This is a genomic window from Streptomyces sp. NBC_01317, from assembly GCF_035961655.1.
Taxonomy (GTDB): domain Bacteria; phylum Actinomycetota; class Actinomycetes; order Streptomycetales; family Streptomycetaceae; genus Streptomyces.
Map to the genome: position 1 here is coordinate 3,788,857 of NZ_CP108393.1, position 25,229 is coordinate 3,814,085.

Annotated in this window: 22 protein-coding genes, 1 tRNA gene and 1 pseudogene; 11 read left to right on the forward strand and 13 right to left on the reverse strand. The window is 69.3% G+C overall.

What is annotated here, in order from left to right:
* Window positions 1-10 precede the first annotated feature (10 nt).
* Window positions 11-190 carry a hypothetical protein gene (locus OG349_RS16070; RefSeq protein WP_161307926.1) on the forward strand — a complete coding sequence of 60 codons (180 nt, stop codon included), beginning with the start codon at window positions 11-13 and terminating at the stop codon, window positions 188-190.
* 55 nt (window positions 191-245) lie between these two features.
* On the opposite strand, the gene OG349_RS16075 is transcribed toward OG349_RS16070, so the two are convergent.
* From OG349_RS16075 to nth, 3 genes are all read right to left on the reverse strand, one after another.
* On the reverse strand, window positions 246-1,445 hold the full coding sequence (locus OG349_RS16075) for a MarP family serine protease (RefSeq protein ID WP_327235257.1): 1,200 nt from the start codon (window positions 1,443-1,445) through the stop codon (window positions 246-248).
* A gap of 96 nt (window positions 1,446-1,541) precedes the next feature.
* Window positions 1,542-2,168, reverse strand: a complete 627-nt coding sequence (locus OG349_RS16080) for an NUDIX hydrolase (RefSeq protein WP_327238595.1) — start codon at window positions 2,166-2,168, stop codon at window positions 1,542-1,544.
* 351 nt (window positions 2,169-2,519) lie between these two features.
* A complete protein-coding gene (gene nth, locus OG349_RS16085; protein WP_442806390.1) occupies window positions 2,520-3,509 on the reverse strand; it encodes an endonuclease III in 990 nt (329 codons plus the stop codon).
* A 302-nt stretch (window positions 3,510-3,811) separates the two neighbouring features.
* Between nth and OG349_RS16090 the strand changes: the two genes are divergently transcribed.
* Window positions 3,812-4,486 carry a Crp/Fnr family transcriptional regulator gene (locus tag OG349_RS16090; protein WP_161307922.1) on the forward strand — a complete coding sequence of 225 codons (675 nt, stop codon included), beginning with the start codon at window positions 3,812-3,814 and terminating at the stop codon, window positions 4,484-4,486.
* 128 nt (window positions 4,487-4,614) lie between these two features.
* On the opposite strand, the gene OG349_RS16095 is transcribed toward OG349_RS16090, so the two are convergent.
* The 4 genes from OG349_RS16095 to OG349_RS16110 all read right to left on the reverse strand — a co-directional run bounded on the left by OG349_RS16095 (window position 4,615) and on the right by OG349_RS16110 (window position 7,119).
* Window positions 4,615-5,448 carry an MBL fold metallo-hydrolase gene (locus tag OG349_RS16095; RefSeq protein ID WP_327235258.1) on the reverse strand — a complete coding sequence of 278 codons (834 nt, stop codon included), beginning with the start codon at window positions 5,446-5,448 and terminating at the stop codon, window positions 4,615-4,617.
* Window positions 5,445-6,359 (reverse strand): NUDIX hydrolase, encoded by a 915-nt coding sequence (locus OG349_RS16100; protein WP_327235259.1) that lies wholly within the window; start codon window positions 6,357-6,359, stop codon window positions 5,445-5,447. Before OG349_RS16100 ends, OG349_RS16095 begins: the two co-directional genes overlap by 4 nt.
* Before the next feature lie 110 nt (window positions 6,360-6,469).
* The gene (locus OG349_RS16105) at window positions 6,470-6,961 is read right to left on the reverse strand and encodes a RidA family protein (RefSeq protein ID WP_327235260.1); all 492 of its coding nucleotides are present in this window, start codon (window positions 6,959-6,961) and stop codon (window positions 6,470-6,472) included.
* On the reverse strand, window positions 6,958-7,119 hold the full coding sequence (locus tag OG349_RS16110) for a DUF4177 domain-containing protein (RefSeq protein WP_107018142.1): 162 nt from the start codon (window positions 7,117-7,119) through the stop codon (window positions 6,958-6,960). The genes OG349_RS16105 and OG349_RS16110 overlap by 4 nt, the downstream gene beginning before the upstream one ends.
* 95 nt (window positions 7,120-7,214) lie before the next feature.
* Between OG349_RS16110 and OG349_RS16115 the strand changes: the two genes are divergently transcribed.
* Both OG349_RS16115 and OG349_RS16120 read left to right on the forward strand, forming a co-directional pair.
* Window positions 7,215-8,180, forward strand: a complete 966-nt coding sequence (locus OG349_RS16115) for an ArsA family ATPase (RefSeq protein ID WP_327235261.1) — start codon at window positions 7,215-7,217, stop codon at window positions 8,178-8,180.
* Window positions 8,177-9,598: an ArsA-related P-loop ATPase gene (locus OG349_RS16120; protein WP_327235262.1), complete on the forward strand. Its 1,422-nt coding sequence runs from the start codon at window positions 8,177-8,179 to the stop codon at window positions 9,596-9,598. Before OG349_RS16115 ends, OG349_RS16120 begins: the two co-directional genes overlap by 4 nt.
* A 152-nt stretch (window positions 9,599-9,750) precedes the next feature.
* Here OG349_RS16120 and OG349_RS16125 read toward each other — a convergent pair whose 3' ends face one another.
* Complete coding sequence (locus OG349_RS16125; protein ID WP_202532472.1) at window positions 9,751-10,095, reverse strand: WhiB family transcriptional regulator; 345 nt, start codon at window positions 10,093-10,095, stop codon at window positions 9,751-9,753.
* 396 nt (window positions 10,096-10,491) lie between these two features.
* Between OG349_RS16125 and OG349_RS16130 the strand changes: the two genes are divergently transcribed.
* A complete protein-coding gene (locus OG349_RS16130) occupies window positions 10,492-12,804 on the forward strand; it encodes a transglycosylase domain-containing protein (protein ID WP_327235263.1) in 2,313 nt (770 codons plus the stop codon).
* A 104-nt stretch (window positions 12,805-12,908) separates the two neighbouring features.
* Here the strand turns inward: OG349_RS16130 and OG349_RS16135 are convergent, their stop codons facing one another.
* Window positions 12,909-13,376, reverse strand: coding sequence for a GatB/YqeY domain-containing protein (locus tag OG349_RS16135; RefSeq protein ID WP_327235264.1), 468 nt, complete (start codon window positions 13,374-13,376; stop codon window positions 12,909-12,911).
* A 101-nt stretch (window positions 13,377-13,477) separates the two neighbouring features.
* On the opposite strand from OG349_RS16135, the gene OG349_RS16140 reads away from it, so the two are divergent.
* On the forward strand, window positions 13,478-14,404 hold the full coding sequence (locus tag OG349_RS16140) for a metallophosphoesterase (RefSeq protein ID WP_327235265.1): 927 nt from the start codon (window positions 13,478-13,480) through the stop codon (window positions 14,402-14,404).
* An 85-nt stretch (window positions 14,405-14,489) separates the two neighbouring features.
* Window positions 14,490-14,563 (forward strand) — tRNA-Pro (locus OG349_RS16145).
* A 274-nt stretch (window positions 14,564-14,837) separates the two neighbouring features.
* On the opposite strand, the gene OG349_RS16150 is transcribed toward OG349_RS16145, so the two are convergent.
* Entirely contained in the window at window positions 14,838-16,103 is a 1,266-nt protein-coding gene (locus tag OG349_RS16150) for a DNA sulfur modification protein DndB (RefSeq protein WP_327235266.1), read from the reverse strand.
* A gap of 931 nt (window positions 16,104-17,034) precedes the next feature.
* Between OG349_RS16150 and OG349_RS16155 the strand changes: the two genes are divergently transcribed.
* Entirely contained in the window at window positions 17,035-17,331 is a 297-nt protein-coding gene (locus OG349_RS16155; RefSeq protein ID WP_327235267.1) for a hypothetical protein, read from the forward strand.
* Between the two features lie 23 nt (window positions 17,332-17,354).
* On the opposite strand, the pseudogene OG349_RS16160 reads toward OG349_RS16155, so the two are convergent.
* Window positions 17,355-17,868 (reverse strand): annotated as a pseudogene (locus tag OG349_RS16160) (hypothetical protein).
* 932 nt (window positions 17,869-18,800) lie between these two features.
* On the opposite strand from OG349_RS16160, the gene OG349_RS16165 reads away from it, so the two are divergent.
* Window positions 18,801-19,367 carry an SMI1/KNR4 family protein gene (locus OG349_RS16165; RefSeq protein ID WP_327235268.1) on the forward strand — a complete coding sequence of 189 codons (567 nt, stop codon included), beginning with the start codon at window positions 18,801-18,803 and terminating at the stop codon, window positions 19,365-19,367.
* A gap of 25 nt (window positions 19,368-19,392) precedes the next feature.
* Here OG349_RS16165 and OG349_RS16170 read toward each other — a convergent pair whose 3' ends face one another.
* Both OG349_RS16170 and OG349_RS16175 read right to left on the reverse strand, forming a co-directional pair.
* Window positions 19,393-21,372 (reverse strand): ABC transporter ATP-binding protein, encoded by a 1,980-nt coding sequence (locus tag OG349_RS16170; RefSeq protein ID WP_327235269.1) that lies wholly within the window; start codon window positions 21,370-21,372, stop codon window positions 19,393-19,395.
* 185 nt (window positions 21,373-21,557) lie between these two features.
* Window positions 21,558-22,259 carry a hemerythrin domain-containing protein gene (locus OG349_RS16175; RefSeq protein WP_327235270.1) on the reverse strand — a complete coding sequence of 234 codons (702 nt, stop codon included), beginning with the start codon at window positions 22,257-22,259 and terminating at the stop codon, window positions 21,558-21,560.
* 165 nt (window positions 22,260-22,424) lie between these two features.
* Between OG349_RS16175 and OG349_RS16180 the strand changes: the two genes are divergently transcribed.
* Both OG349_RS16180 and OG349_RS16185 read left to right on the forward strand, forming a co-directional pair.
* Window positions 22,425-24,251, forward strand: a complete 1,827-nt coding sequence (locus OG349_RS16180) for a S9 family peptidase (RefSeq protein WP_327235271.1) — start codon at window positions 22,425-22,427, stop codon at window positions 24,249-24,251.
* 139 nt (window positions 24,252-24,390) lie between these two features.
* Window positions 24,391-25,155, forward strand: a complete 765-nt coding sequence (locus tag OG349_RS16185; RefSeq protein ID WP_327235272.1) for an SURF1 family protein — start codon at window positions 24,391-24,393, stop codon at window positions 25,153-25,155.
* The last annotated feature ends 74 nt before the right edge of the window (window positions 25,156-25,229 follow it).

Genomic DNA, 25,229 nt, shown 5'->3' on the forward strand with positions numbered 1-25,229 from the left:
ACGTCCCCGTATGGGCTGGACGCACGACTACGGTGACGCACCACGCAAGCGCCGCTCGGCCACTGTGCCGATCACCCACGAGAGGGGCGGCCCGCACGATCAGGAGCATGATCCGAGGCTCGGGATCTCCCTCATTCTCCGCCGCAGGGCGCGCTGGGTCTCGGCCCGGCTGCGCCACCCGCGCACATAGGGACGGGCCCCACGCGCACATAGGCCCCACGCGCACATGGGGACGGGCCCCACCGCTACAGCGCGCACCCCTGGCTGTCGACTTCCTGATTGGCCGTACGGCCCTTCTCGATGTCCTCGCGGATCTCGTCGACCGTCAGGGCGTACCCCGTGTTCGCGTCGTCGAGCGACCGCGCGAAGATCACGCCGTACACCTTGCCGTCCGGTGTGAGCAGCGGGCCGCCCGAGTTGCCCTGGCGCACGGTCGTGAACAGCGAGTACACCCGGCGGCTGACCTCGCCGCGGTGGTAGATGTCGGGCCCGTTGGCGTTGATACGGCCCCGGACACGCGCGGAGCGCACGTCGTACGCGCCGTTCTCGGGGAAGCCCGCCACGATCGCGTTGGCGCCGCTGCGCGCCTCGTTGTCGGTGAAGCGGAGCGGGGTCGCGGGCAGGTTCGGCACGTCCAGCACCGCGATGTCGCGCTGCCAGTCGTAGAGGACGACCTTCGCGTCGTACAGCTTGCCCTCGCCGCCTATCTGGACCGTCGGCTGGTCCACCCCGCCGACCACGTGCGCGTTGGTCATCACCCGGCGGTCGGCGAAGACGAAGCCCGAGCCTTCGAGGACCTTGCCGCAGCTCTGGGCCGTACCGACGACCTTGACGATGGACCTCTGGGCGCGGGCCGCGACGGGACTGCCCGCGAGCGCGGGGTCGGGGGGCTGGACCTCGGTGATGGGCTCGTTGGCGAAGGGGCTGAAGACCTGCGGGAAGCCGTTCTGCGCCAGGACGGACGAGAAGTCCGAGAACCAGGTGGAGGCCTGGGTGGGCATCACCCGTGAGACGCCGAGGAGCACCTTGGAGCTGCGTACCTCCTTGCCGAGCGTGGGCAGCGTCGTCCCCGCGAGGGCGGAGCCGATCAGCCAGGCGACCAGCAGCATGGCGAACACGTTGACCAGCGCCCCGCCGGACGCGTCCAGGGCGCGCGCCGGCGACCACGTGATGTAGCGGCGCAGCTTGTTGCCGAGGTGGGTCGTGAAGGCCTGGCCGATGGAGGCGCAGACGATGACGATCACGACCGCGACCACGGCGGCCGTGGTGGAGACCTCCGCGTCCTCGGTGAGGTTGTCCCAGACCACCGGGAGCAGGTACACGGCGACGAGGCCGCCCCCGAGGAAACCGATGACCGACAGGATGCCGACCACGAAGCCCTGGCGGTAGCCGACGATCGCGAACCACACAGCGGCGAGCAGCAGCAGGATGTCCAGCACGTTCACCGTCGTTAGCCTCGCAGATTCGTCAACGGCCTGGGCAGCGGGGTCGGGCGGGGACGGGCAGGCGGGGCCGGCGCGTCCCGGGCGGGAATCAGCCTGTCACGCGCGCCAGTCCAGCGGGACCTCCTTCGAGCGGTCCCAGGGGACCTCGAAACCGGCGAAATGCAGGATGCGATCGATCAGTCCGGCGGTGAAACCCCAGACCAGGGTGGACGCGACCAGGAAGGCCGGGCCCCGGTAACCGCTGGGGTGGAGGGCGCTCACGCGGTGGTCGGGGTCCGTGAGCTCCGCCACGGGGACGGTGAAGACGCGGGCGGTCTCGGCGGGATCGACGGCGGCGACCGGGGTGGGCCTGCGCCACCAGCCGAGCACGGGGGTCACCACGAAGCCGCTGACGGGGATGTAGAGCGCGGGCAGTACGGCGAAGAGCTGGACGCCCGACGGATCGAGGCCGGTCTCCTCCTCCGCCTCGCGCAGCGCCGCCCGCAGGGGCCCGGTGGTCGTCGGGTCGCCGTCCTCGGGGTCGAGCGCGCCGCCGGGGAACGACGGCTGGCCCGGATGCGAACGCAGGTTCCCCGCCCGCTCCATGAGGAGCAGCTCGGGGCCGCGCTCGCCCTCCCCGAAGAGGATGAGCACGGCGGACTGCCGTCCGCCGCCGCTCTTGGGCGGCAGGAAACGGCTCAGCTGCTCGGGCGCCACGCCCAGCGCGGCGCGCGCGACGGGCATGAGCCAGTCGGGCAGCCCGTCCGTGGTCACGTCGACCCCGGTCGTACGGTCGTCGTATGCCGGGTCGCCGTACGTCCGGTTGTGGTACGTCCTGTCAGCGCGCGTCATCTGCACCCCTGTCGCCTAACGCCTGCCGTCGGCCGGATCGTTCCGCCCTCGTCCGGCTCCACCCGTGTGTGTCGCCGTACGGCTGTGACGCGTCGCCGCACGGCACTCGCGTCGTGCGGCTGTGACGTCATACGGCGCGGGCCCTTCATGCGCTCAACGCGCGCCGTTCTTCCGCGCGGTCGGTGCCGTCGGTGCGATCCGTGGGACCGGTGTCCGGTACGGGGAGACTCGCCGGCTCGTGCCTCATTCCGCGCCCGTACCGCCGCCACCGGCTTCCGCACCGGCACCCGCGCCCAGCGGAGGCGCCGGCCTGCCCGGATAGTCGGCGGGCGGGCTCAAACGCTGCCCCGGGTAGCCGCCCTTCTCGTACTTGAGGAGCTTCTCCGCCTTCTCCGGGTCCGTCTCCCCCACTCCGTACGACGGACAGAGGTGCGCGATCGGACAGGCGCCGCACGCGGGCTTGCGCGAGTGGCAGATACGGCGGCCGTGGAAGATCACCCGGTGCGAGAGCATCGTCCACTCGCTCTTGGGGAAGATCGCCTCGATCTCCGCCTCGACCTTCTCCGGGTCCTCCTGCTCCGTCCACTTCCAGCGGCGCACCAGCCGGCCGAAGTGGGTGTCCACAGTCAGACCAGGGACCCCGAAAGCATTGCCCAACACCACGTTCGCCGTCTTGCGGCCGACACCGGGCAGCGTCACCAGATCGGCCAGGCGGCCCGGGACCTCACCGTCGAAGTTGTCCCGGAGGGCCGTCGACAGTCCGATGAGCGACCGCGCCTTGGCCCGGAAGAAGCCCGTCGGGCGGATGATCTGCTCCAGCTCCTCGGGCACGGCCGCGGCCATGTCCTCGGGCGTCGGGTAGGCGGCGAAGAGCGCGGGGGTGGTCTGGTTCACCCGCAGGTCGGTCGTCTGGGCGGAGAGGACGGTGGCGATCAGCAGCTCGAACGGGTTCCGGAAGTCCAGCTCGGGGTGGGCGTACGGATACACGTCGGCCAGCTCGCGGTTTATCCGCCGGGCCCGGCGGACCATGGCCAGTCTCGATTCCGGTTTGGCCGCCGTACGGATGGGCGTACCCGGCGCGGCCGTCTCCGTCCCGGCTCCGCCCGGGGCCGCGTTCCGGGCCGCGGCCTTGCGCACGCCTCGGCCCGCCCCCTTGCCTCGTGGGGCTTTCGCGGCTTTTTTCGGTTGCTCCGAGGGCTGTTCGCCCACAGCGGAATTACGGTCGGCCGCCACTTCTCCAGCCCTCTCTGCCTGCGCTGTCACCGGCTTTTTGGACACCCGGCCAGCCTAAAGCCCTCCACTGACATCCGCCCCGGCCCTGGCCGATCACCACTCGAATCGGCCTCCCGGGCACGGTCCGGGGCCCCTGTACGTCAAGCTTGTGACCGATCACACGGTTTCGAACACGGGGTGGCCCGGCAGACGGCGAGAGGGCCGTGAGATACGGAGCCACCCGAGAACGGACAGCACGTACGGCATTATGGGGACCCTGGTTCCGCTCTGGTTCCCTGAGCAGGTCGACAAGGAGAGAACACGTGGACGACGTTCTGCGGCGTGCCCCGCTCTTCGCGGCGCTCGATGACGAGCAGGCCGGAGAGCTCCGCGCCTCCATGAGTGAAGCGACGCTGGCCCGCGGTGATGCTCTCTTCCACGAGGGCGACCCCGGCGACCGTCTCTATGTGGTCACCGAAGGCAAGGTCAAGCTCCACCGCACTTCCCCGGACGGCCGGGAGAACATGCTGGCCGTGCTCGGCCCCGGCGAGCTGATCGGCGAGCTGTCCCTCTTCGACCCCGGCCCGCGTACGGCCACGGCGAGCGCGCTCACCGAGGTCAAGCTCCTCGGCCTCGGTCACGGCGACCTCCAGCCCTGGCTCAACGCCAGGCCCGAGGTGGCCACGGCGCTGCTGCGCGCCGTCGCGCGCCGCCTCCGTAAGACCAACGACCAGATGTCCGACCTGGTCTTCTCCGACGTCCCCGGCCGCGTGGCCCGCGCGCTCCTCGACCTGTCGCGCCGCTTCGGTGTGCAGTCGGAGGAGGGCATCCACGTCGTCCACGACCTCACGCAGGAGGAGCTGGCCCAGCTGGTCGGCGCGTCCCGCGAGACGGTCAACAAGGCGCTCGCGGACTTCGCCCAGCGCGGCTGGCTGCGCCTGGAGGCGCGTGCGGTGATCCTGCTGGACGTGGAGCGCCTCGCGAAGCGTTCGCGTTGAGCCACTGGCCGCTGGGCCACTGGCCGCTGGGCCGCTGGCCGCTGGGCCGCTGAATCTGCCGCATCTGTAGGACCATCGTCCGGGCCGCCGTACAGGCGCCCGGACGGTGGCGTGTTCGGACCGAATGATCAGCTGATCAGACCGTGCTCGCGCAGGTACTCCAGCTGCGCTCGTACGGACAGCTCCGCCGCCGGCCAGAGTGACCTGTCCACGGCCGCGTAGACCTGCTCCACCACCTCGGACGGCGTGCGGAAGCCGTTCTCCACCGCCGTCTCGACCTGGGCCAGCCGGTTCGCGCGGTGGGCGAGGTAGAACTCGACCGCTCCCTGGGCGTCGTCCAGGACGGGACCGTGGCCCGGCAGCACCGTACGGACGCCGTCGTCCACCGTCAGCGAGCGCAGGCGGCGCAGTGAGTCGAGGTAGTCGCCGAGCCGGCCGTCCGGGTGGGCGACGACCGTGGTGCCCCGCCCGAGAATCGTGTCGCCCGTCAGCACCGCGCGGTCGGCGGGCAGGTGGAAGCAGAGCGAGTCGCCGGTGTGACCGGGGGTCGGGACGACCCGCAGTTCCAGACCGCCGGTGGTGATCACGTTGCCCGCCGCCAGTCCTTCGTCGCCGAGGCGCAGTGCGGGGTCGAGGGCTCTGACGTGGGTACGGGTCAGCTGCGCGAAGCGCGCCGCGCCCTCGGCGTGGTCCGGGTGACCGTGGGTGAGCAGGGTCAGCGCGACCCGTTTGCCGGCCTGCCGGGCGGTGTCGACGACCGCCTGGAGGTGGAGGTCGTCCAGTGGGCCCGGGTCGATGACCACCGCGAGATCGGAGTCCGGTTCGGAGACGATCCAAGTGTTGGTGCCGTCGAGGGTCATGGCGGAGGCGTTCGGCGCGAGGACGTTGACCGCGCGGGCGGTGGCGGGTCCGGAGAGCGTCCCGCCGCGCGGCTGACCGGGCAGAGCTGCGGCGTCCGTCATCGGGGCCCTCCTTCGGCCGGGTCCACGCGCTTGGTGAATTCCTCGTGCCCCGGCCAGCTGAGCACCAGCTCCCCGTCCACCAGCCGCGCGGTCGCCAGTACGGGCGTCAGGTCGCGGTCCCCGGCCGTGGCGAGCACCTCGGCCACCGAGCCGTACGGCGCGAGCGCCCGCAGGGTCGAGACGGTCGGGGGCATCATCAGCAGGTCGCCCCTGTCGTACGCCTCGGTCGCCGCGCCCGGCCCGATCCACACCGTACGGTCGGCTTCCGTGGACGCGTTCCTGGTGCGCTGGCCGATCGGCAGCGCGGCCACGAAGAACCAGGTGTCGTACCGGCGCGGTTCGAACTCCGGGGTGATCCAGCGCGCCCACGCGCCGAGCAGGTCGCTGCGCAGCACCAGGCCGCGGCGGTCGAGCAGGTCCGCGAAGGACAGCTCGTGGCGGACGAGCGCCGCGCGGTCGGCCTCCCAGTCGTCGCCCGTGGTGTCGCCGACGACGGTCTCCGCCGTCTCGCCCGCGAGCAGGACGCCCGCCTCTTCGAACGTCTCGCGGACCGCCGCGCAGACGATCGCCTGCGCGGAGGCCGCGTCCACGCCGAGACGGCGGGCCCACACGTCCCGGCCAGGACCGGCCCAGCCGACCGGCCGGTCGTCGTCGCGGGGGTCCACACCGCCCCCGGGATAGACGTACGCACCGGCCGCGAAGGCCATCGACGCCTGCCGGCGCAGCATGTGGACCTCGGGCCGACCGGGGCCCGCCCCGGCGCCCGCCACCGCCCCGCCCGCCTCCGCGGGGCCGTCACGCAGCAGCATCACGGTCGCCGCGCGCCGTGGCGTCACCGCCGTGATCTCACCGGCGGCGAGGGCACGGATCCGCTCGGGCCACTCGGGCGGGTACCACTGACCATTGGGCATGGCCGGATGCTATGCGCTGAGCGGACGATGTTCGAGAGGCGTACGGGCCGGCGGTACGCACCGGCTCTCGGCGGCCGGGCGCCGGATCGCCGCCCGGCCGGCCCACCGACTCAGTCCTCCGTCAGCTCCACCAGGATCTCGACCTCGACCGGCGCGTCCAGCGGCAGGACCGCCACGCCTACCGCGCTGCGCGCGTGCACGCCCTTGTCGCCCAGTACCTGGCCCAGCAGCTCGCTGGCGCCGTTGACGACGGCCGGCTGCCCGGTGAAGTCCGCGGCCGAGGCGACGAACCCCGTCACCTTCACCACCCGCGCGATGCGGTCCAGGTCGCCGGTGACCGACTTCACGGCGGCCAGGGCGTTCAGGGCGCACGTACGCGCGAGGTCCTTCGCCTCTTCGGGCGTGACCTCCGCCCCGACCTTGCCGGTGAGCGGAAGCTTGCCCTCCACCATCGGGAGCTGGCCCGACGTGTAGACGTACAGGCCCGTCCGTACCGCCGGCTGATACGACGCCAGCGGGGCGACGACCTCGGGCAAGGTCAGGCCCAGTCCGGCGAGGGCGGCCTCCACCGTCCCGGCGGCGGCGCTGTCCGACACGCTCATGCGGCCCGCTCCCGCTTCAGGTAGGCGACGAGCTGCTCGGGGTTGTTCGGCCCGGGGACGACCTGGACGAGCTCCCAGCCGTCCTCGCCCCAGGTGTCCAGGATCTGCTTGGTCGCGTGCACGAGAAGGGGCACGGTCGCGTATTCCCACTTGGTCATGGGGGCGACTGTATCCGTACGGCGGATGGCGCCGTATCCGTACCCACGGGCAGCCTCGTGCGTAGCCTGCGGCCTTACTGGTTAGGCTCGAATACGTGAGCAGGCTCCAGGTCGTCAGCGGCAAGGGCGGCACCGGTAAGACGACGGTCGCCGCCGCCCTCGCGCTCGCCCTCGCGACGGAGGGCAAGCGCACCCTCCTCGTCGAGGTCGAGGGCAGGCAGGGCATCGCACAGCTCTTCGAGACGGAGGCCCTTCCGTACGAGGAACGCAAGATCGCCGTCGCCTCGGGCGGCGGGGAGGTGTACGCGCTGGCGATCGACGCCGAGCGTGCCCTTCTGGACTATCTCCAGATGTTCTACAAGCTCGGCGGGGCCGGGCGGGCGCTGAAGAAGATCGGCGCGATCGACTTCGCGACGACCATCGCCCCCGGCGTCAGGGACGTCCTGCTGACCGGCAAGGCGTGCGAGGCGGTCCGGCGCAGGGACAGGCAGGGACGTTTCGCCTACGACTACGTGGTGATGGACGCGCCGCCCACCGGGCGCATCACGCGCTTCCTGAACGTGAACGACGAGGTGGCGGGGCTGGCGAAGATCGGCCCCATACACAATCAGGCGCAGGCGGTGATGCGGGTCCTCAAGTCGCCGGGGACCGCCGTGCATCTGGTGACGCTGCTGGAGGAGATGCCGGTCCAGGAGACCGTGGACGGCATCACCGAGCTGCGGGCCGTGGACCTGCCGGTCGGCAAGGTGATCGTGAACCAGGTACGGCCCCACCTCCTCGACGAGGCCGCCGTCCGCGCCGCGTCGGGGGACCGCCGCAAGGAGGTCGCCAAGGCGCTCGGTACGGCGGGGGTCAGCGCCCCCACGAAGCTGGTGGGGCCCCTGCTCGACCAGGCGGCGGAGCACGCGCAGCGCGTGGAGCTGGAGCGCGAGCAGCGGGCCGCCCTGGCGAAGCTGGGGCTGCCCACGTACGAACTCCCCCTGATCGGGGAGGGGATGGACCTCGCCGGTCTCTACCGGCTGGCGGGGGAGCTACGGCAACTCGGGAAGGCCTTCGCATGACCCGGACTCCGACCGCCTCCCGGTCCTCCTCCAGCAGCCACTCCTCCGCGCTCGACGCGGCGGCCGCCCCCCTGGAGATCGACCCCCTGCTGGACGACCCGGACACCCGCATCATCGTGTGCTGCGGCTCCGGCGGTGTCGGCAAGACGACCACCGCCGCGGCCCTCGGCGTACGGGCGGCGGAGCGCGGCCGCACGGTGGTCGTGCTCACGATCGACCCGGCCCGCCGGCTGGCCCAGTCCATGGGCATCGACTCGCTCGACAACACCCCGCGCCAGGTGAAGGGCGTCGAGGGTCCCGGCGAACTGCACGCCATGATGCTCGACATGAAGCGGACGTTCGACGAGATCGTCGAGGCGCACGCGGACCGCGACCGGGCGCGCGCCATCCTGGACAACCCCTTCTACCAGTCCCTGTCGGCCGGATTCGCGGGCACGCAGGAGTACATGGCGATGGAGAAGCTGGGGCAGTTGCGCGCGCGTGACTCCTGGGACCTGATCATCGTCGACACCCCGCCCTCGCGCTCCGCGCTGGACTTCCTGGACGCGCCGAAGCGGCTCGGGTCCTTCCTGGACGGGAAGTTCATCAGGTTGCTGATGGCGCCGGCCAAGGTCGGCGGCCGGGCCGGGATGAAGTTCCTGAACGTCGGCATGTCGATGATGACCGGCACGATCGGGAAGGTGCTCGGCGGCCAATTCCTCGGTGACGTGCAGATGTTCGTCACCGCGATGGACTCGATGTTCGGCGGGCTGCGGACCCGGGCGGAGGCGACGTACCGGCTCCTCCAGGCGCCCGGCACGGCCTTCCTGGTGGTCGCGGCGCCCGAGCGGGACGCGCTGCGCGAGGCGGCGTACTTCGTGGAGAGGCTGGCCGCCGAGGAGATGCCGCTGGCGGGTCTCGTACTCAACCGGGTCCATGGCAGTGGCGCGGCGCGGCTCTCGGCCGAGCGGGCCCTGGCCGCTGCGGAAAATCTTGAAGAGGGCGGCATTGTGGATCAGGAGCCCGGGAATGCTTCTTCTCGTGGCGCCGCAGCCGCGGCGGGCTCTTCTCCCGGAGCCTCCGAGGCGGCGCCCGAGCCGCCCCCGGAATCCGCAGAATCCGCAGAACCCTCGGAGGCCTTCGAGTCTCCCGATCCCGAGCCCCCCGTGTCCGACTCGTCCACAACTGCGCCTGCCCCACAGGCGGATTCCGTCACACCTTCTGTCACAAGTGTGGAACAGCTGACCGCTGGTTTGCTGCGTCTGCACGCGGAACGGATGCAGGTGCTCGCGCGCGAACGGCGTACGCGCGACCGCTTCACCGCTCTGCATCCGGAAGTCGCGGTGGCCGAGGTGGCCGCCCTGCCCGGCGACGTTCATGACCTCGCCGGGCTCAGGGCCATCGGTGATCACCTCGCGGCCGGTCGTAGTACGACCTGACCTGCGAGGACGCGCTCGGAGGCGCGGCTGATCGAGCCGCCACTACCGAGCCGTACGGCCGCGCACGTCCAGGCGCACACCAGGACCGTGCGGTGCCGGCCCGCGGGGCGTACCTCTCGTACCTGTCCCGCGGGTTGGTCGTACGTCCGCGGCTAGCCCGCGGCCGCGTACGTCTCGTACGTCTCGTCGTCCTCCAAGCCCACGGGCAGGAGGCCCGCGCTGCGCTCGTACTCCGTACGCGCGGTTTCGAGCAATCTCCGCCACGACGTGACGGTGGGACGCCTGCGCAGCAGTGCGCGGCGCTCCCGCTCGGTCATCCCGCCCCACACGCCGAATTCGACGCGGTTGTCCAGCGCGTCCGCCAGGCACTCGGTCCGCACCGGGCAACCGGTGCACACCGCCTTGGCCCTGTTCTGCGCTGCACCCTGCACGAACAATTCATCCGGATCGGTAGTGCGGCATGCTGCCTGCGCACTCCAGTCGGTTACCCAGCCCATTCCGGCGCCGTCCTCTCCCGAATCGAGGCTCCCCCACGGCGGTAGCGGCATATTCACCGCTGCCAGTTGAGGACGTTACGGAAGGCGGGCACAGCGCAACACCCCCTTCGGGCCCAATCTTGAATGGTCCGAACGGACTATGCGTGCGTGACAGATCACCCAGGGGAGTGAGCGATGGACATCACTCATGAACCCGGCAAAGCGGGGCAAGAGGGGTGAGTCACAACGGATGTTCAGGGGCAGAAGCAGTCAATACAGACGTGGCTCCCCGCGTTTCGGGTTCACGGGAAGTTCACATCGAGGGCTTGATGCGCAACCCCGCTGCTGTGACAGTTGGGTACAGCTTAGGCCAGAGCCTTGACGCGTGTCCGGCGAATGAGAACGTAGGCTGCCCCCATGCCAAAAAAGCGCTCGGGCGGGGGTCTGACCGGGACCCAGCAGGCCGCCAAATTCCTCGGTGTCAGTGTGCTCGCGGGAGCGGTGCTGGCGGGAATCGCCTTGCCGGCGTTCGGCGCGCTGGGACTCGCCGCGAAGGGAACCGTCGAGGGATTCGACGAGATCCCCGCCAATCTCAAGACGCCGCCGCTGAGCCAGCGCACCGAGATCCTGGACGCCAAGGGCGGCCAGATCGCCACGGTCTACTCGCGTGACCGGACCGTCGTGCCGCTCAAGGACATCTCCCCGTTCATGCAGAAGGCGATCGTCGCGATCGAGGACTCGCGCTTCTACGAGCACGGGGCGATCGACCTCAAGGGCGTGCTCCGCGCGGCCAATCGCAACGCGCAGTCGGGCGGGGTGTCTGAGGGCGCCTCGACGCTGACGCAGCAGTACGTGAAGAACGTGTTCGTCGAGGAGGCCGGCGACGACGCGACGAAGTTCAAGCAGGCCACGCAGCAGACGCTGGGCCGCAAGATCCAGGAGCTGAAGTACGCGATCCAGGTCGAGGAGGAGCTGGGCAAGAAGAAGATCCTTGAGAACTATCTGAACATCACCTTCTTCGGTCAGCAGGCGTACGGCGTCGAGGCCGCGTCGCAGCGGTACTTCTCCACGTCGGCGAAGAACCTGACCCTCGGCCAGGCCGCCCTGCTGGCGGGCATCGTCCAGTCGCCGACGCGCTACGACCCGGTCAACGACCCGGCGGAGGCGCAGAAACGCCGTAACACCGTTCTCCAGCGGATGGCCGACGTCGGTGCCGTCTCGCAGGCGGAGGCGGACAAGGCCGGCGCCGAGCCGATCAAGCTCAAGGTCAGCAAGCCCAAGAACGGCTGCATCACCGCCGTCGACGGCGCGGGCTTCTTCTGCGACTACGTCCGCGAGGTCTTCCTCACCGACCCGGTCTTCGGCAAGACGCGCGAGGAGCGCGCCAAGGTCTGGAACCAGGGCGGGCTGACGATCCGTACGACGCTGGACCCGCAGGCGCAGAAGTCGGCGCAGGCGTCGATCAAGGACCACGTCTACAAGAGCGACCCGGTCGCGACGGCGCTGTCGATCGTCGAGCCGGGGAGCGGCAAGATCCTGGCGATGGGCCAGTCGAGGCCGTACGGCTTCGGGAAGAACGAGACGCAGATCAACCTGTCCGTGAACCAGAACATGGGCGGCGGCGCCGGTTACCAGCCGGGGTCGACGTTCAAGCCGATCGTCGCGGCGGCGGCGCTGGAGCAGGGCATTCCGGCGACGCAGCAGTTCCCGTCGCCGTACCAGATGACGTACCCGACCCCGGTCCAGACCTGCGACGGACTGTGGAGCGACAAGGACGTCCCGGTCGAGAACGAGAACGAGTCGGAGCACGGCCCGTACGGGATGAAGGAAGCGACCGCCAAGTCGGTCAACACGTACTACGTGGAGCTGATCAGCAAGATCGGCGTGTGCCCGGTGACGGACATGGCCACCAAGATGGGCGTCAAGCGGGCCGACGGCAACCGGATCCAGCAGGTGCCGTCGATCACCCTGGGCACGCAGGAGATGTCGCCGCTGACCATGGCGTCGGCGTACGCGACGTTCGCCAGCCGCGGCATGTACTGCACGCCGATCGCGATCGAGTCGATCACCGGACCCGGCAAGAAGCAGCTGCCCGTGCCGAAGTCGACGTGCAACCGGGCGATGTCCGAGAAGACCGCCGACACCATCAACACGCTGCTCAAGGGCGTGGTGGAGGACGGTACCGGTACGGAGGCGGGCCTCGGCCCGCAGCGTCCGAGCGCGGGCAAGACCGGTACGACGGACTTCCGCTACGCGGCCTGGTTCGTCGGCTACACGCCGAACATGTCGGGCGCGGTGTGGGTCGGTGACCCGCAGCACAAGCGGAAGATGGTGGACATCACCATCGGCGGGGCCTACCAGGCGAAGGTCTTCGGTGGCCAGGTGCCGGGGCCGATCTGGAAGGACGCCATGACCGGCGCGCTGGCCGGACACGAGGCTCCCGGGTTCAACGAGGTCAACATCCCGGATCCTCCGAAGCAGGAGGAGAAGCCTTCCGGGGACGCGAAGCCGGGGGACACGGCGGGCCAGACGGACGGCGGGAACGGTGACAACGGGGGGAACGGCGACAACGGTGGCAACGGCGGAGATGGCGGGAACGGCGGGGACGGTGGCGACAACCCCTTCCCGGACTTCTCGGTGCGGCCGGGGCTGCTGAGCGGCGGGAACGGGAACGGCGGCGGGAACGGCGGGGAAGGGAACGGCCAGGACGGCGGGGGGAACGGCCCGTAGGGGCTTCCGCGGTGATGCGCCAGGGCGCCCGGTCGGTTGACGAGTCAGTCACCGACCGGGCGCCCTGGCGTATCAGAGGGTCTCCCCGACGTTTGTACGATTCGCTACTCGGCGGCGAGGTGCTGCTTGACCAAGGCGGCGACGCGGCCGCCCTCGGCGCGGCCGGCGACCTTCGGGTTCACGATCTTCATGACGGCCCCCATCGCGCGCGGCCCCTCGGCGCCCGCGGCACGCGCCTCCCCGACGGCCTGGGCGACGATCCCGGCGAGCTCGTCGTCGGACAGCTGCTGGGGCAGGTACGCGTCGAGAAGCACGCCCTCCGCCTTCTCCCGCTCGGCCTGCTCCGTACGCCCGCCCTGCGTGAACGCCTCGGCGGCCTCACGGCGCTTCTTCGCCTCCCTGGCGATCACCTTCTGCACCTCGTCGTCGGAGAGCTCACGGGCGGTCGTACCCGAGACCTCCTCCTTGGTGATCGCGGTGAGGGTCAGCCGGAGCGTGGCGGAGCGCAGCTCGTCACGGGCCCGGATGGAGGCGGTGAGGTCTTCCTTGAGCTTGGACTTGAGGCTGGTCATGGCTACAAGTGTGACAGGTACGCCACGAAACCCGCCCCAGGATTAAGGGCCTCCTCCCCCGGTCGTACAAAGACCAATACAACGTCTGAGACGATGGGAACATGCGCGCACGTTACGGAGTACCCCTGGGAATCGCGGCAGTCGGCGCGGCCGGAATCGCCTACGCGGCCGGTATCGAAACCCGCTCGTTCCGGTTGCGGAGGGTCACCGTCCCCGTACTGCCGCGGGGCATGCGTGATCTTCGTTTCCTCCAGGTGTCCGACATCCACATGGTGAGCGGACAGCGCAAGAAACGGCACTGGCTCCAGGCGCTCGCGGGCCTGCGCCCGGACTTCGTCGTGAACACCGGCGACAACCTGTCGGACCCGGAGGGCGTACCGGAGCTGCTGGACGCGCTGGGCCCGCTGATGGAGTTCCCCGGCGTCTACGTCTTCGGTTCGAACGACTACTACGGCCCGAAGCTCCGCAACCCGGCCCGCTACCTCTTCGAGAAGGCCCAGGGCCGCCACGGCCTCAACGGCAACGCCCCGGCAGCCTCGGCGGTGCGCAACCCGTGGGAGCCGATGCGGGACGCCTTCGACGCGGCGGGCTGGGAGGGCCTCACCAACACCCGGGGCCGGCTCAAGATCGACGGGTACGAGATCGCGTTCACGGGCCTGGACGACCCCCACATCAAGCGGGACAGGTACGAACAGGTCGCCGGCGGCCCGGCCCCGGACGCGGACCTCTCGATCGGCGTGGTGCACGCCCCGTACCTGCGCAGCCTGGACGCCTTCACGGCCGACGGCTACCCCCTGATCCTGGCGGGCCACACCCACGGCGGCCAGCTGTGCATCCCCTTCTACGGCGCCCTGGTCACCAACTGCGACCTGGACACGGACCGCGTGAAGGGCCTCTCGACCCACCGCTCGGGCGGCCACACCTCGTACCTCCACGTATCAGCGGGCTGCGGCACGAACCGCTACACCCCGGTCCGCTTCGCCTGCCCCCCGGAAGCCACCCTGGTCACCCTGACCCCCCACCCCTGACGGCTCCCCCACTCCCCAAAACCGGATTTCGTCCTAGGCCAGCGGTGGGCTAAAGTAATCGATGTCGCCACCACACGGACGACATCGGGGTGTAGCGCAGCTTGGCAGCGCGCTTCGTTCGGGACGAAGAGGTCGTGGGTTCAAATCCCGCCACCCCGACAGTGAAGTACCAGGTCAGGGGTCTGACCCGCTTAGCGGGTCAGACCCCTGAGTGGTTTCCAGGGCCAGTTGGGAGAAATCTGGGAGAAGATCTTGGAATCTCTCCCGGAGGCCACCCACTGAGGTGGGCGCAGACGCTCCCGCAAGAGGTCATGCGCAGGACCATAAGAGACGGTGGTGGACTCGGCCGAGCGTGACGACTGGTCCACTTCGCGCCAGAAGCTCGAAGAGCGCCGTCCTTCAGGAGCGGCGCTCTTCCGTCCCGGTTCTTCGCCTACAGGGCGGCGGGGGCCTTCTTGTACCAGCCGGTGATAGCGCCTACCAGGTGGACGATGTTCTGCGTCCGCATGATCGGTGCCGAAGCGTTCGGCTCGAAGTCGGCGTTGGCCCCGGTAGTACGCCAAATGCTGGTCTCGGAGACCGGCGCAGCCATGTGCGGGTCGAGGCGCTTGAAGAACTCGGTGATGTCGTCGAGCTCGACCGGATTCTCGCCTGCTCGCAGTTCTCGGAACACGCCACCGAGAACGCGGAGCATACCCACCGAGCCGAGCAGCGAGGCCCGGCGTACTTCCTGGGCCATGGTGAGATCCCCAGGATGACGCTCCGCCTCGGGGTCGTCCTCGGTGAGGGCGGCGAGGTCGGTGAAGGCGTTGGAGATAACGTCCAGGAAGTCCTTGACCTGCTCGATCACCTCGCCGTCAGTGAGAGTCTGCTCGGCCTTTTTACTGATCCGGCCGCCAGCACCGGCGATGACGGCACGGGTGATGTCGGCGACGTGCTTGGCACCCATGAAGTTAGGGTTCTTCAGAGTCATGCGATCCTGCTCGGCGTCGACTCGGCCCTTCAGCAGCGGGTGGTCGATGACGTCGGACAGGGTACGGTTGGCGACCTTGTAGCTGTCGAACCGGGCACGGACGGCACTGCTGATGCCCTTGGCGTTGTCGGCAACGTCCACGAACATCTGCTGAGACTTGATCGGGTCCGGCTCGACATAGATGTCCAGGCCGACGTACTCGGCCTTGAGTCGATTCATCTGGCCGATGAGCTTCTCGCGCTCGGCCTCGAGTTTCGCGGCCTTCTCCGGGCTGACCTTGCGAGCCAGCTCGCGGTCCACCGCGGAGATGGCGTCCGTGATGCGCTGCTTCTCGATGGCAACGCCCAGCACACGGTGTTGGCCGTCGATGGTCCGCAGGCTGGAGATGCCTCCGATCGCCCACGGAACGACGAGGTAGCCGACGGCGCCCTGGTCATCCACCTTCTCGAAGGTGCATCCGCCGCCATCCCGGGCCAGCAGAGCAGGGGCCACCCAGTCCTGCTTCGTGTCGAGGTACTCACCGAAGTGCTTGGCGTGAAGCCGGTCGACCTTGCGGTTGTCCTTATCGACGTTGTTCGGATCGGGGACAGGGAGGATGGTCGGAAGGTCGAGGAGGGGAACGCGCACGCTGTAGACCGTACGGCCGCCCTGAGGGGTCCTGATGGCGAGGTACGTGCTGGAGTCCTGCGGCTTGGACAGGCGCAGCGGGTCGACGGAAATGCTCACGAGAAGCCCCTCAATGGGATCAGCCACGCACTTGACTGGCGAAGCAACAACCGAACAGTAGCGTCCAGTTGACAATCAGGGTGAATAATTTCTTATTACCCAGACTAAGTTGGTGACTACTGAACTCAAGTTGTAGACAAGAGACTGAATTTGATGACTTTTGATCGATCACACTCGTCGGCCTCGCCAGCCACCAGGTTCTAGAGAAGAGCGGGCATGCAGATGGGATAAGCGCTCCATCGTGGCCCGGTAGCTGGAACGCCGAAGTGGGTCAGCTACTCACATGGGTAGCTGGTTAGGGCACATGGCCAACTGGGCATCCAGGGACGCCTCCCACTCAGCGGTGAGATTCGCCAACAGTTCGTCCCGCATCTCCCGGGTGATGTGGGAGTAGCCCAGGCTCAAGTGCCGTGTGCCGAATGCGGCCTGCGGACCTGCCTGAATGCGGGCGTGCCACGCTGTGGTCAACGGAGCTTGGCTTGGCTCCAGTTGATCGTCAGGGGGAGCTGTGGCAGGGCGGGACCTTCGAACGTTGTTCAGCTCGAACGACCGGAGCATCGCCGCCAGTGAGGCGTTCACGAACCGGCAGGCACAGTGGCGGGCCGTAACGGCCAGCCTCGCCGAGCACCTACGGCACGTGACCCGTGCGGACTTCGACGTGGAGGACTTGGAAGCTCCCCGCCGCAACATCCTCGTGTTCCACGGTGTGGGCGGGATCGGCAAGTCCACGCTCTCCCGAAAGATCGAGGCATCGCTGGCCCGCAACGAGCACCGCCCGGCGCCAGCCGTCGTGCGGTCGCCGGCGACACCACCCACTGGGGACCCGTCTGGGAGGTCATGCGGACACTGAGTGGGCTGCACGGAGCAGAGAACGTGCGGCTTGTCGTCTGGTTCGGATGACCCTGGTGGGAATGGGGTGGGGAGGAGATCGGTGGGTCAGGACGAGTCGGTGAGCAGATGGTTCCGCAGCTGGTGGGAGGAAGAGGACACGTGGTTCTACTTCGAGGTCGGCGGCGACGGGTGGGTGAGTCGGCAAGTTGAACTCGAAGGGCCTGCGCAGCGGCCTGTCGCGGCCGCGTCGGCCGGGGACGATGATGCCCGGTACGGCTTCACCGCCGAATTGCCCGTCACCGAATGGGAAGGGCACGTCGAAGTGCCCATGAATCTCCAGGAATTCGAAGAGGTGTGGAACGCGGCCCGGCAACATCTCACGGACCTCGAAGTCTGAGGAACAGCAGGTCAGGACCAGTCCTACAGCGTGCCGAAGATTGCTCCGCGCCAGGTCCAGCCCAACGTGAGAACGGCGTCTCGCAGGAGGTTTCGCAGTTTCCCCGGCGTCGAAGCGGAAGATCTCTGTCGCTTCCAGGCGGCCGTTTTCCTCGCGCCCGATCGTCCAGTGGCGGGAGACGGTCCTGTCCGGTCCGCGTGTGTACTTCGAAGACATCGCAAGCCTCGGCGGATTCCCGACCCGGGTCACTTCCCACTGCTCCTCGACGACACGGACCTCATGGCTCTCCCGGCCCACGCGCATCCGGATCCGAACCGCGCGGGTCAGTGGGGACTCCACAAAAAGGGTCTCCCAGGCGGGCTCCGCCATCCGCCACTCCGCCACCAAGTCGGCTCCCTACGCGGCGCCGTCGCGGACGACGTACGGCACATCCGGCTGATTGAGGCCCAGCAGGGCCGTCCGTACCTCGCCGGCCGAACCTGGCGCGACACCGTCGGTGGGACGCCTGGTTCCGGTCAGCATGTCGAGGCGACCCATGTGGTCAACCTAGGAGGGGTGGGACGGTGGGGCAAGATCCGTCGCCTATGCGAGAGGGCCCGGGGGGGGTGGGGGTGGCGGGAGACTCCGAGCTGCGTGGTGTCCTAACGAACTGCACGAAGGGGTTCAGCAAGTCGTCCAGGATGGTGGGATGTTGCTGGGAGTCTTCCACGTGGTGTCGCTGTAGTTGGGGGTGGCGAGATGACATTTGCGGTGGGCGGTGTGTCCGGACTCATTGCCGGGGAGGTGCCGTTGGAGAAGGTCTTGGACCGGCTTCGGCTCGATCGGCCCGTGTTTCATTCCGAAGCGGATCTTCAGCACAGTTTCGCTCGGGCTCTGTGGGAGCTCGCTCCCTCGGTGCGGTCCAGGTTGGAGGTACGGCAGCCGGCTGCGGCCGGAGGTCGTCGTGAGTACCTTGACCTGTTGTGCTGGGGGCCTTCGGGCCGTACGGCCATTGAGTTCAAGTACTACACCGCATATTGGGCCGGTACGGCCGGTTCGCCGCCGGAGGAGTACGCCCTGAGGTCACACGGGGCTCGCGACCTGGGGCGTCGTGGGTTCGTCTTTGACATCGCCCGGCTCGAGCGCTTCGGTAGCCGGTCCGCCCAGAACGGTCTGGCGCTCCTCATCACCAACGAACCAGGGCTGTGGTCACCGCCCAAGGCAGGCAGCAAGGTGACGCGCGACCAGGACTTCCGCATCCATGAAGGGCGCACGCTGTCGGGGGAGCTTCTTTGGGGTGGGGGTGACTACGAGCGGAACGCACGGGTTTTCGGTGGGAGTTATTTCCTCAGGTGGCAGCCCTACTCTCTACAGGGTGGGACCCATGGGGAGTTCCGGTACCTTGCCGTCTTCACCGGAGCGGAGGGTCAGGGCCCCACCAGGTGATCGTTCAGGTCGCGTTGCCAGACCTGGATGTCACGATCTGCTGCATGACCGACCACGATGAACTGGTGTCCCAGGTCCGGGCGCTAGCTGTTCAGCAGTCCTCACCGCTCCCTCCGTGCGTGGATTCCGTTGCGGTCGCGGAGGCCGAGCGGCTGCTCGGCTTTGGTTTGCCCGCGCTGCTCGTGCGCATGTACGCGGAAGTCGCCAATGGTGGGTTCGGGCCCGACTACAAGCTGTTTCCGCTTGTTGGGGAGGGGCGGACCGTTGTTTCGGAGTACGGGGCCCACTGGCCCGTACAGCAGGAGGAGGCACAGGAGTCGGCGCCTCACTGGCCTCGTGGCGTGCTGCCGATCCTGGACTGGGGGTGTGGCATGTATGCCGCCGTCGACTGTCTCCGGCCACAAGCGCCCGTCCTTCTCTTCGAGCCGAACGCCTACATGGGTGACTGGGCCGACACGTGGTTCCAAGACGCGCCGTCGCTCTTCGAGTGGTTCCGCGCCTGGGTGAACGGCACCGGTTGGTGGGAGGAGGAAGTGATGGGATCCGGGGACGCCGTGGATCCTTTCCCCTGGCCTGAGGCAGTCGAGCGGATCGGTGCTCAGGACGGGTAGGTGTCAATGGGTGCGTTCAGCGGTCTCAGTTGTTTGTCGTGGCGTTCTGGGACGGTACGGAGGTCGCGGGAGTTGTGGCGTACTGGGCTGCTTGGAGTTCGTAGAGGGAGCGGAAGAGTTTGGGGCCTGGGGTGTTGTCGGCGAGCAGGGTCGGGAACGTGCCGCTTTCTGCTACTCGGCCTTGGTCCAGGACGTGGATCAGGTCTGCCGCGCGGACCGAGCCCAGGCGGTGGGTGATGAGGATGACCGTTTGGCCCGCGTCTGCCAGGGTGCGGATTTGTTCGAAGAGGCGTTGTTCTGCCTTGGCGTCCAGGGCCGAGGTCGGTTCGTCGACGATGAGGATCTGGCCGGCGCGGTAGTGGGCGCGGCCGAGGCCGAGGCGTTGCCATTCGCCGCCCGAGAGTTGGTGGCCTCCCTTGTAGCCGCGGGCCAGTAACGTCTTCCAGCCGCGCGGGAGTTCGGCGATCAGGGTTTCCGCGCCCGCGTAGCGGACCGCCTCGTCGAGGCGTTGGTCGGTCATGGGTGCGTCGGCTCTGCCAATGCCGATGTTCACCGCCGCGGTGAACGGCCAGCGGTAGAAGTCCTGTCCCACGACCGCCACCCGCGAGACCAACTCCTGGCGGTCGGCCTTCGATGCGTCCACGCCGTCCCACAGGATGCGGCCCGCGTCCGGCTGGTAGAGGCCGCAGAGCAGCTTGATCAGGGTGCTCTTGCCGCTGCCGTTCTCGCCCACCAGCGCGACGATCTTCCCCGTCGGGATGGTGAGGCTGACGCCGTCCAGCGCCCGCTTGTTGTCCTTGCCCCGGTAGGTGAACTCCACGTTCTCGAAGATGATTTCGGAGGGGTTGGGGGGAAGGGGGAGGCCTCCCGTTGGAATGGACCGGGTGACCGCCTCCTCGCACAGCCTGTGCAGGTCTCCTACGAACAGGCTTTCCTCATGCAGGTAGTTGACCTGGAGGACGAGGTTCTCCAGGCTCGCCGAACCGCTCCGGATCGCCAACACCGCCGTACCGCCCACCGCCAGGGCCATCGACCCTGTCCACAGCAGTCCGCCGAGGGTCCCGTACGCGGCGGCGGTGGCGAGCCCCGTCCAGCCCGCCGCGATCAGTCCCGTACGAGCGGCGAGCCTTGCCAGTCTGCGCTGTTCCGCCTCCTGCGACTGTGACATCGCCCGGAAGTGGTGCAGGAGGAAGGGGCCGACGTCGTGGACGCGGATCTCGGGGGCCGCGTCCGTGGAGATCAGCATCTGGCTGATGAGGTGGCCGGCCCGGGAGTGCTGCACCCAGACCTGGAAGGAGACGTAACGGCGCCTGGCCACCGATAGGGCCGCCCACGCGCTGGGCAGTGTCATCGCGACGAGCAGTGGCAGCAGCACCGGGTGCAGTACGGCCAGGACGCCGGCGGCCGCGACGAGGGACATCAGGGCGTTGAGGACGCTCTGGCAGTACTGCACCATGCGCCGTGCCGAACCCGCCCCGTACTGGGCGCTGTCGAGGAGTTTGTGGAACTCGTCGTCCTCGACCGCCTCCAGTTCCACCCTGGCCGTGTGCGACAAGTACCGCTCGGTGGCGACCCGTTCGACCTTCGGCTCCAGTTGGCCCGTACCCGCCGTGGCCAGGGCCCGCAGCACCGCGCCCACCAGGGCCGTACTCCCTGCGAGCGCCAACGCGCCGCCTGCGTCGGCGAGTCGCTCGGCGGTGGTGCCTTCGCCGAGGAGGTGGGCCAGGACCCGGTTGACGGCGATCAGGCCGACCGCCTGGCTGATCCCCCTCCCGGCCTCGGCGAACGCGACCAGACGCAGGGCGCTTCTGTCCGCCTCCCACGCCAACTGCCCTGTCGTACGGAGCAGTCGGGGCAGGCGAGTGACCATGGATCGGAGGTTCAGCTGGAGGAAGGCGTCCTCGTGCTTGTTCCAGCCCATGTCGTACCGCAGTGCTCCGCCGAAGAGCAGTTCCTCGGACTCCGTTGTGTTGTTCTCGCCGGTGGGGGATTTCCGCCTCGCCATACGCACTCCCGCTCGTGTCGTGCGTGGGTGACCGTCCGCGCTCCCCGGCATTCAATAGCCCCGCACCCCTCGCGGGAGAGGGCGCACAGTGCATCGGCGGCGGCGCACGCGGGGCATGTCCAGCGCGAAGGCGGTGGTACGAGCACCCGGGCCCCCGCTCCAGACGCCGCTCTCGTACGAAGCCGTCAGCGCGTCGCGCCCAGGGACTTCTTGGTGGTGCGGTAGCGGGTCAGGAGCAGGGGACGCAGTCGGCGCAGGGGGGCCGGGAAGTTGGCTGCCATCGCCTCGTAGCCCGGTACTCGTACCGGGTCCTCCATCAGGCCGAACACCAGGTACGGGCTGTGGCGCGGCGCGCCGTGGACGATGGCCTCGCGGACGCGGATGATGTCGGCGTCCGGGACCTGGGGGAACAGGTCGCGCAGGACCGGTTCCTCCCTGTCCAGGTGGGTCGCCAGGAGGTCCTGGACCTTCTGCGCCGACGGCAGGCCGGCGAGGGCCGCCCGGCCGACGACCGCCAGGGTCTTCGCGCGCTCCCCCGTGACGTCCGGGTCGGCGATGCCGTCCACCGCCCTGGCGAGGGTGTGCAGCTCCGTGTCCAGCGCTTCGTGTTCGACGGTCAGGCTGTCCAGTACGGCGATCGAGGCCGGGAACAGGCCGCGGAGGACCGGCCAGAACAGTTCGTCCTCGCTCGCGTGATGGTGATGCACAAATTCGATCAGCCAGCGGGACGTCTTGACCAGGGCCCTGACGTCGACATCCTCCCCGGCGGTCAGACGTGCGAACGACGCGGTGACGAGAGCGGCGCCCCGGCGCATGATCATGTGTACGGCGAGCAGCTCGTCGTACATCTTGGAGCCTTCGGCCCCGGCCTGGGGTGAAGCTGCCATCGTCTGGTCCTCGGCTTCGATTCCGTGACGCGTCCGCCCCCCACAGTGCCCCCGGCGGCAGGGCCGCGCATCTCGGACCTGGCCGGGAGAGTTATCCACAGGCAGTTGTCCACAGGCTGGGCGGTACGCCGACCGAATGTCCTGGCTCGGGCGCAGAATGGGGTCATGACTCAGATCACCGGTTCGATGCCGGATTGGGAGAAGCGCTTCCGGGCGCCGCGGGTTTCGCTGCCCGACTGGGCGGAGGACGCTCCTCAGCGGGCGCTGTTCGTGTCGAACGCGACGGGGACGTTCGAGCTGTACGCGTGGGACCGGGCGACGGGCGAGCAGCGGCAGGCGACGGACCGGCCGAACGGGACCACGGACGGGGTGCTGTCTCCCGACGGCGAGTGGATCTGGTGGTTCTCCGATACCGACGGGGACGAGTTCGGGGTCTGGATGCGTCAGCCCTTCGTGACGTCGGCGTCGGCGTCCGCGTCCGGAGGAGGGGCAGGTGCGGGAGCCGGCGACGAGCCCGCGACGCCGGGGCTCGCGCCCTCCTATCCGGGCGGGCTGGCGCTCGGGCGGGACGGCACCTCCATCGTGGGGCGGTCCACCGACGAGGACGGGTCGACCCTCCATGTCGTACGGCCGGGGCAGCCGCCCGTCGAGATCTACCGTCACCGGGAGTCGGCCGGGGTCGGGGACCTGTCGTACGACGGCGATCTGCTCGCGATCGAGCACACCGAGCACGGGGACGCGATGCACTCGGCGGTCCGGGTGCTGCGGCTGGACGGTTCGGTGGTCGCCGAGCTCGACGACACCGCGGGCGGGACACGCGAGCTGGGCCTTGAGGTGCTGGGGTTCGCGCCGGTGGCCGGGGACAGCCGGCTGCTCGTCGGGCATCAGCGTCGGGGGCGCTGGGAGCCCATCATCTGGGACCCGCTGACCGGTGAGGAGACCGATCTCGCCATCGAGCTGCCCGGGGACGTCAACGCCGAGTGGTATCCGGACGGGTCGGGGCTGCTCGTCACGCACAGCTTCGAGGCGCGCGGCGAGCTGTGGCGGTACGACTTCGTACGGCGCGCGCTGATCCAGGTGGACACCCCGCCCGGGACGGTGGTGGGGGCGACGGCCCGGCCCGACGGGAGCGTCGAGTATCTGTGGTCGTCGGCCGCGCGGCCGCCGGAGGTACGGTCCACGGCGGGCGGGGTCGTGCTCGATCCCCCCGGTCCCGCCGCGCCCGCGTCGGTGCCGGTGGAGGACGCGTGGGTGCCGGGTCCCGGCGGGCGGGTGCACGCGCTGGTGCAGCGGCCGGCGGGTGAGGGGCCGTTCCCGACGGTCTTCGAGATCCACGGCGGGCCGACGTGGCACGACAGCGACGCGTTCGCGGCCGGTCCCGCCGCGTGGGTGGACCACGGGTTCGCGGTGGTACGGGTGAACTACCGCGGGTCGACGGGGTACGGGCGCGACTGGACGGACGCGCTCAAGTACCGGGTCGGGCTGATCGAGCTGGAGGACATCGCGGCGGTCCGGGAGTGGGCGGTGACGTCCGGTCTCGCGGACCCGGCGAAGCTGGTCCTTTCGGGTGGATCGTGGGGGGGCTATCTGACGCTGCTCGGGCTCGGCACGCAGCCCGAGGTGTGGGCGCTGGGGCTGGCGGCGGTGCCGGTCGCCGACTACGTGACGGCGTACGACGACGAGATGGAGGCCCTGAAGGCGATGGACCGCACGCTCCTGGGCGGCACGCCGGAGGAGGTGCCGGAGCGGTTCGAGGCGTCGTCCCCGATCACGTACGTCGACGCCGTACGGGCGCCGGTCTACATCTCGGCCGGTGTCAACGATCCGCGCTGCCCGATCCAGCAGGTGGAGAACTACGTCGACCGCCTGGCGGCCCGGGGCGCGCCGCACGAGGTGTACCGGTACGACGCGGGCCACGGCTCGCTGGTGGTGGAGGAGCGGATCAAGCAGGTCCGGATGGAGCTGGACTTCGCGGCGAGACATCTGGGGTGACCGAGGGGGGTGGACTCAGCGGGGGGGCGGAGGTAGCGGGAGGGGCGAGGTAGCAGGAGGCGGAGGTTGCGGTAGCGGGAGGGCGGAGGTAGCAGGACCCGGGGAATCGGGGGTGGGGGGCGTTCCGTACCGTGGAGGGGTGTATCGCTTCCTGGTGACTCCCCACTGGTGGGGGATCAATCTGTTCGTCGTCCTGGCGATCCCCGTCTGCATCTTCATGGGCACCTGGCAGCTCGGGCGTTTCGAGGATCGCGTCGCCACCCAGAACGCGGCCGAGAAACGGCCCGACCCCGCCACGCGGGACGCCGCGCCGCTGGCGACGCTGCTGCCCGTCGATCAGGAGACCTCCGGCCGACACACGACGGCGACGGGCCGGTACGGCGACCAGTTCCTCGTGCCGGACCGGGAGTTGGACGGGAAGGACGGTTCGTACGTCCTGACCCTGCTGCGTACGGACAGTGGCAAGGCGCTCCCCGTCGTGCGCGGCTGGCTGGCCGACGGCAAGAAGGTGCCCGCGCCGCCGGCCGGCGAGGTCACCGTGAGCGGTGCGCTCCAGGCGTCCGAGACGTCCGGTTCCACCGGGGTGCACACGAGCGGCGGCCTGCCGCGGGGACAGCTCGGGATGATCAGCGCGGCGTCGCTCATCAACGTCGTGCCGTACCAGGTGTACGACGCCTGGGTCACCGTCAGCCAGGCGTCGCCGGGGCTGCTGCCCGTACCGGCCACGGCGGCGGAGAACACCGGGCTCGACCTGAAGGCGTTCCAGAACCTCGGGTACACGGGTGAGTGGTTCGTGTTCGCGGGGTTCGTGGTCTTCATGTGGTTCCGGTTGTTCCGGCGTGAGGTGGAGACCGCGAAGGACCGGGCGTTGGAGTTGGAGCTGGGGCTGGACACCGCCGCCTGAGCGGTTGCGCGTGAGCGGCCGCACCCGAGCGGCTGCTTGAACCTGTTGGCCCAGCCCGCAGCCCCTAGCCTCAG

Bases quoted from the DNA above. Each gene is read 5' to 3' on its own strand.
- OG349_RS16125 (WP_202532472.1), bottom strand. From the start codon at position 10,095: ATGGGCTGGGTAACCGACTGGAGTGCGCAGGCAGCATGCCGCACTACC.
- OG349_RS16170 (WP_327235269.1), bottom strand. From the start codon at position 21,372: ATGGCGAGGCGGAAATCCCCCACCGGCGAGAACAACACAACGGAGTCC.
- OG349_RS16165 (WP_327235268.1), top strand. From the start codon at position 18,801: ATGACCGACCACGATGAACTGGTGTCCCAGGTCCGGGCGCTAGCTGTT.
- OG349_RS16070 (WP_161307926.1), top strand. From the start codon at position 11: ATGGGCTGGACGCACGACTACGGTGACGCACCACGCAAGCGCCGCTCG.
- OG349_RS16175 (WP_327235270.1), bottom strand. From the start codon at position 22,259: ATGGCAGCTTCACCCCAGGCCGGGGCCGAAGGCTCCAAGATGTACGAC.
- OG349_RS16140 (WP_327235265.1), top strand. From the start codon at position 13,478: ATGCGCGCACGTTACGGAGTACCCCTGGGAATCGCGGCAGTCGGCGCG.
- OG349_RS16095 (WP_327235258.1), bottom strand. From the start codon at position 5,448: ATGACGGACGCCGCAGCTCTGCCCGGTCAGCCGCGCGGCGGGACGCTC.
- OG349_RS16120 (WP_327235262.1), top strand. From the start codon at position 8,177: ATGACCCGGACTCCGACCGCCTCCCGGTCCTCCTCCAGCAGCCACTCC.
- OG349_RS16105 (WP_327235260.1), bottom strand. From the start codon at position 6,961: ATGAGCGTGTCGGACAGCGCCGCCGCCGGGACGGTGGAGGCCGCCCTC.
- OG349_RS16135 (WP_327235264.1), bottom strand. From the start codon at position 13,376: ATGACCAGCCTCAAGTCCAAGCTCAAGGAAGACCTCACCGCCTCCATC.
- OG349_RS16180 (WP_327235271.1), top strand. From the start codon at position 22,425: ATGACTCAGATCACCGGTTCGATGCCGGATTGGGAGAAGCGCTTCCGG.
- OG349_RS16110 (WP_107018142.1), bottom strand. From the start codon at position 7,119: ATGACCAAGTGGGAATACGCGACCGTGCCCCTTCTCGTGCACGCGACC.
- OG349_RS16130 (WP_327235263.1), top strand. From the start codon at position 10,492: ATGCCAAAAAAGCGCTCGGGCGGGGGTCTGACCGGGACCCAGCAGGCC.
- OG349_RS16080 (WP_327238595.1), bottom strand. From the start codon at position 2,168: ATGCCCGTCGCGCGCGCCGCGCTGGGCGTGGCGCCCGAGCAGCTGAGC.
- OG349_RS16100 (WP_327235259.1), bottom strand. From the start codon at position 6,359: ATGCCCAATGGTCAGTGGTACCCGCCCGAGTGGCCCGAGCGGATCCGT.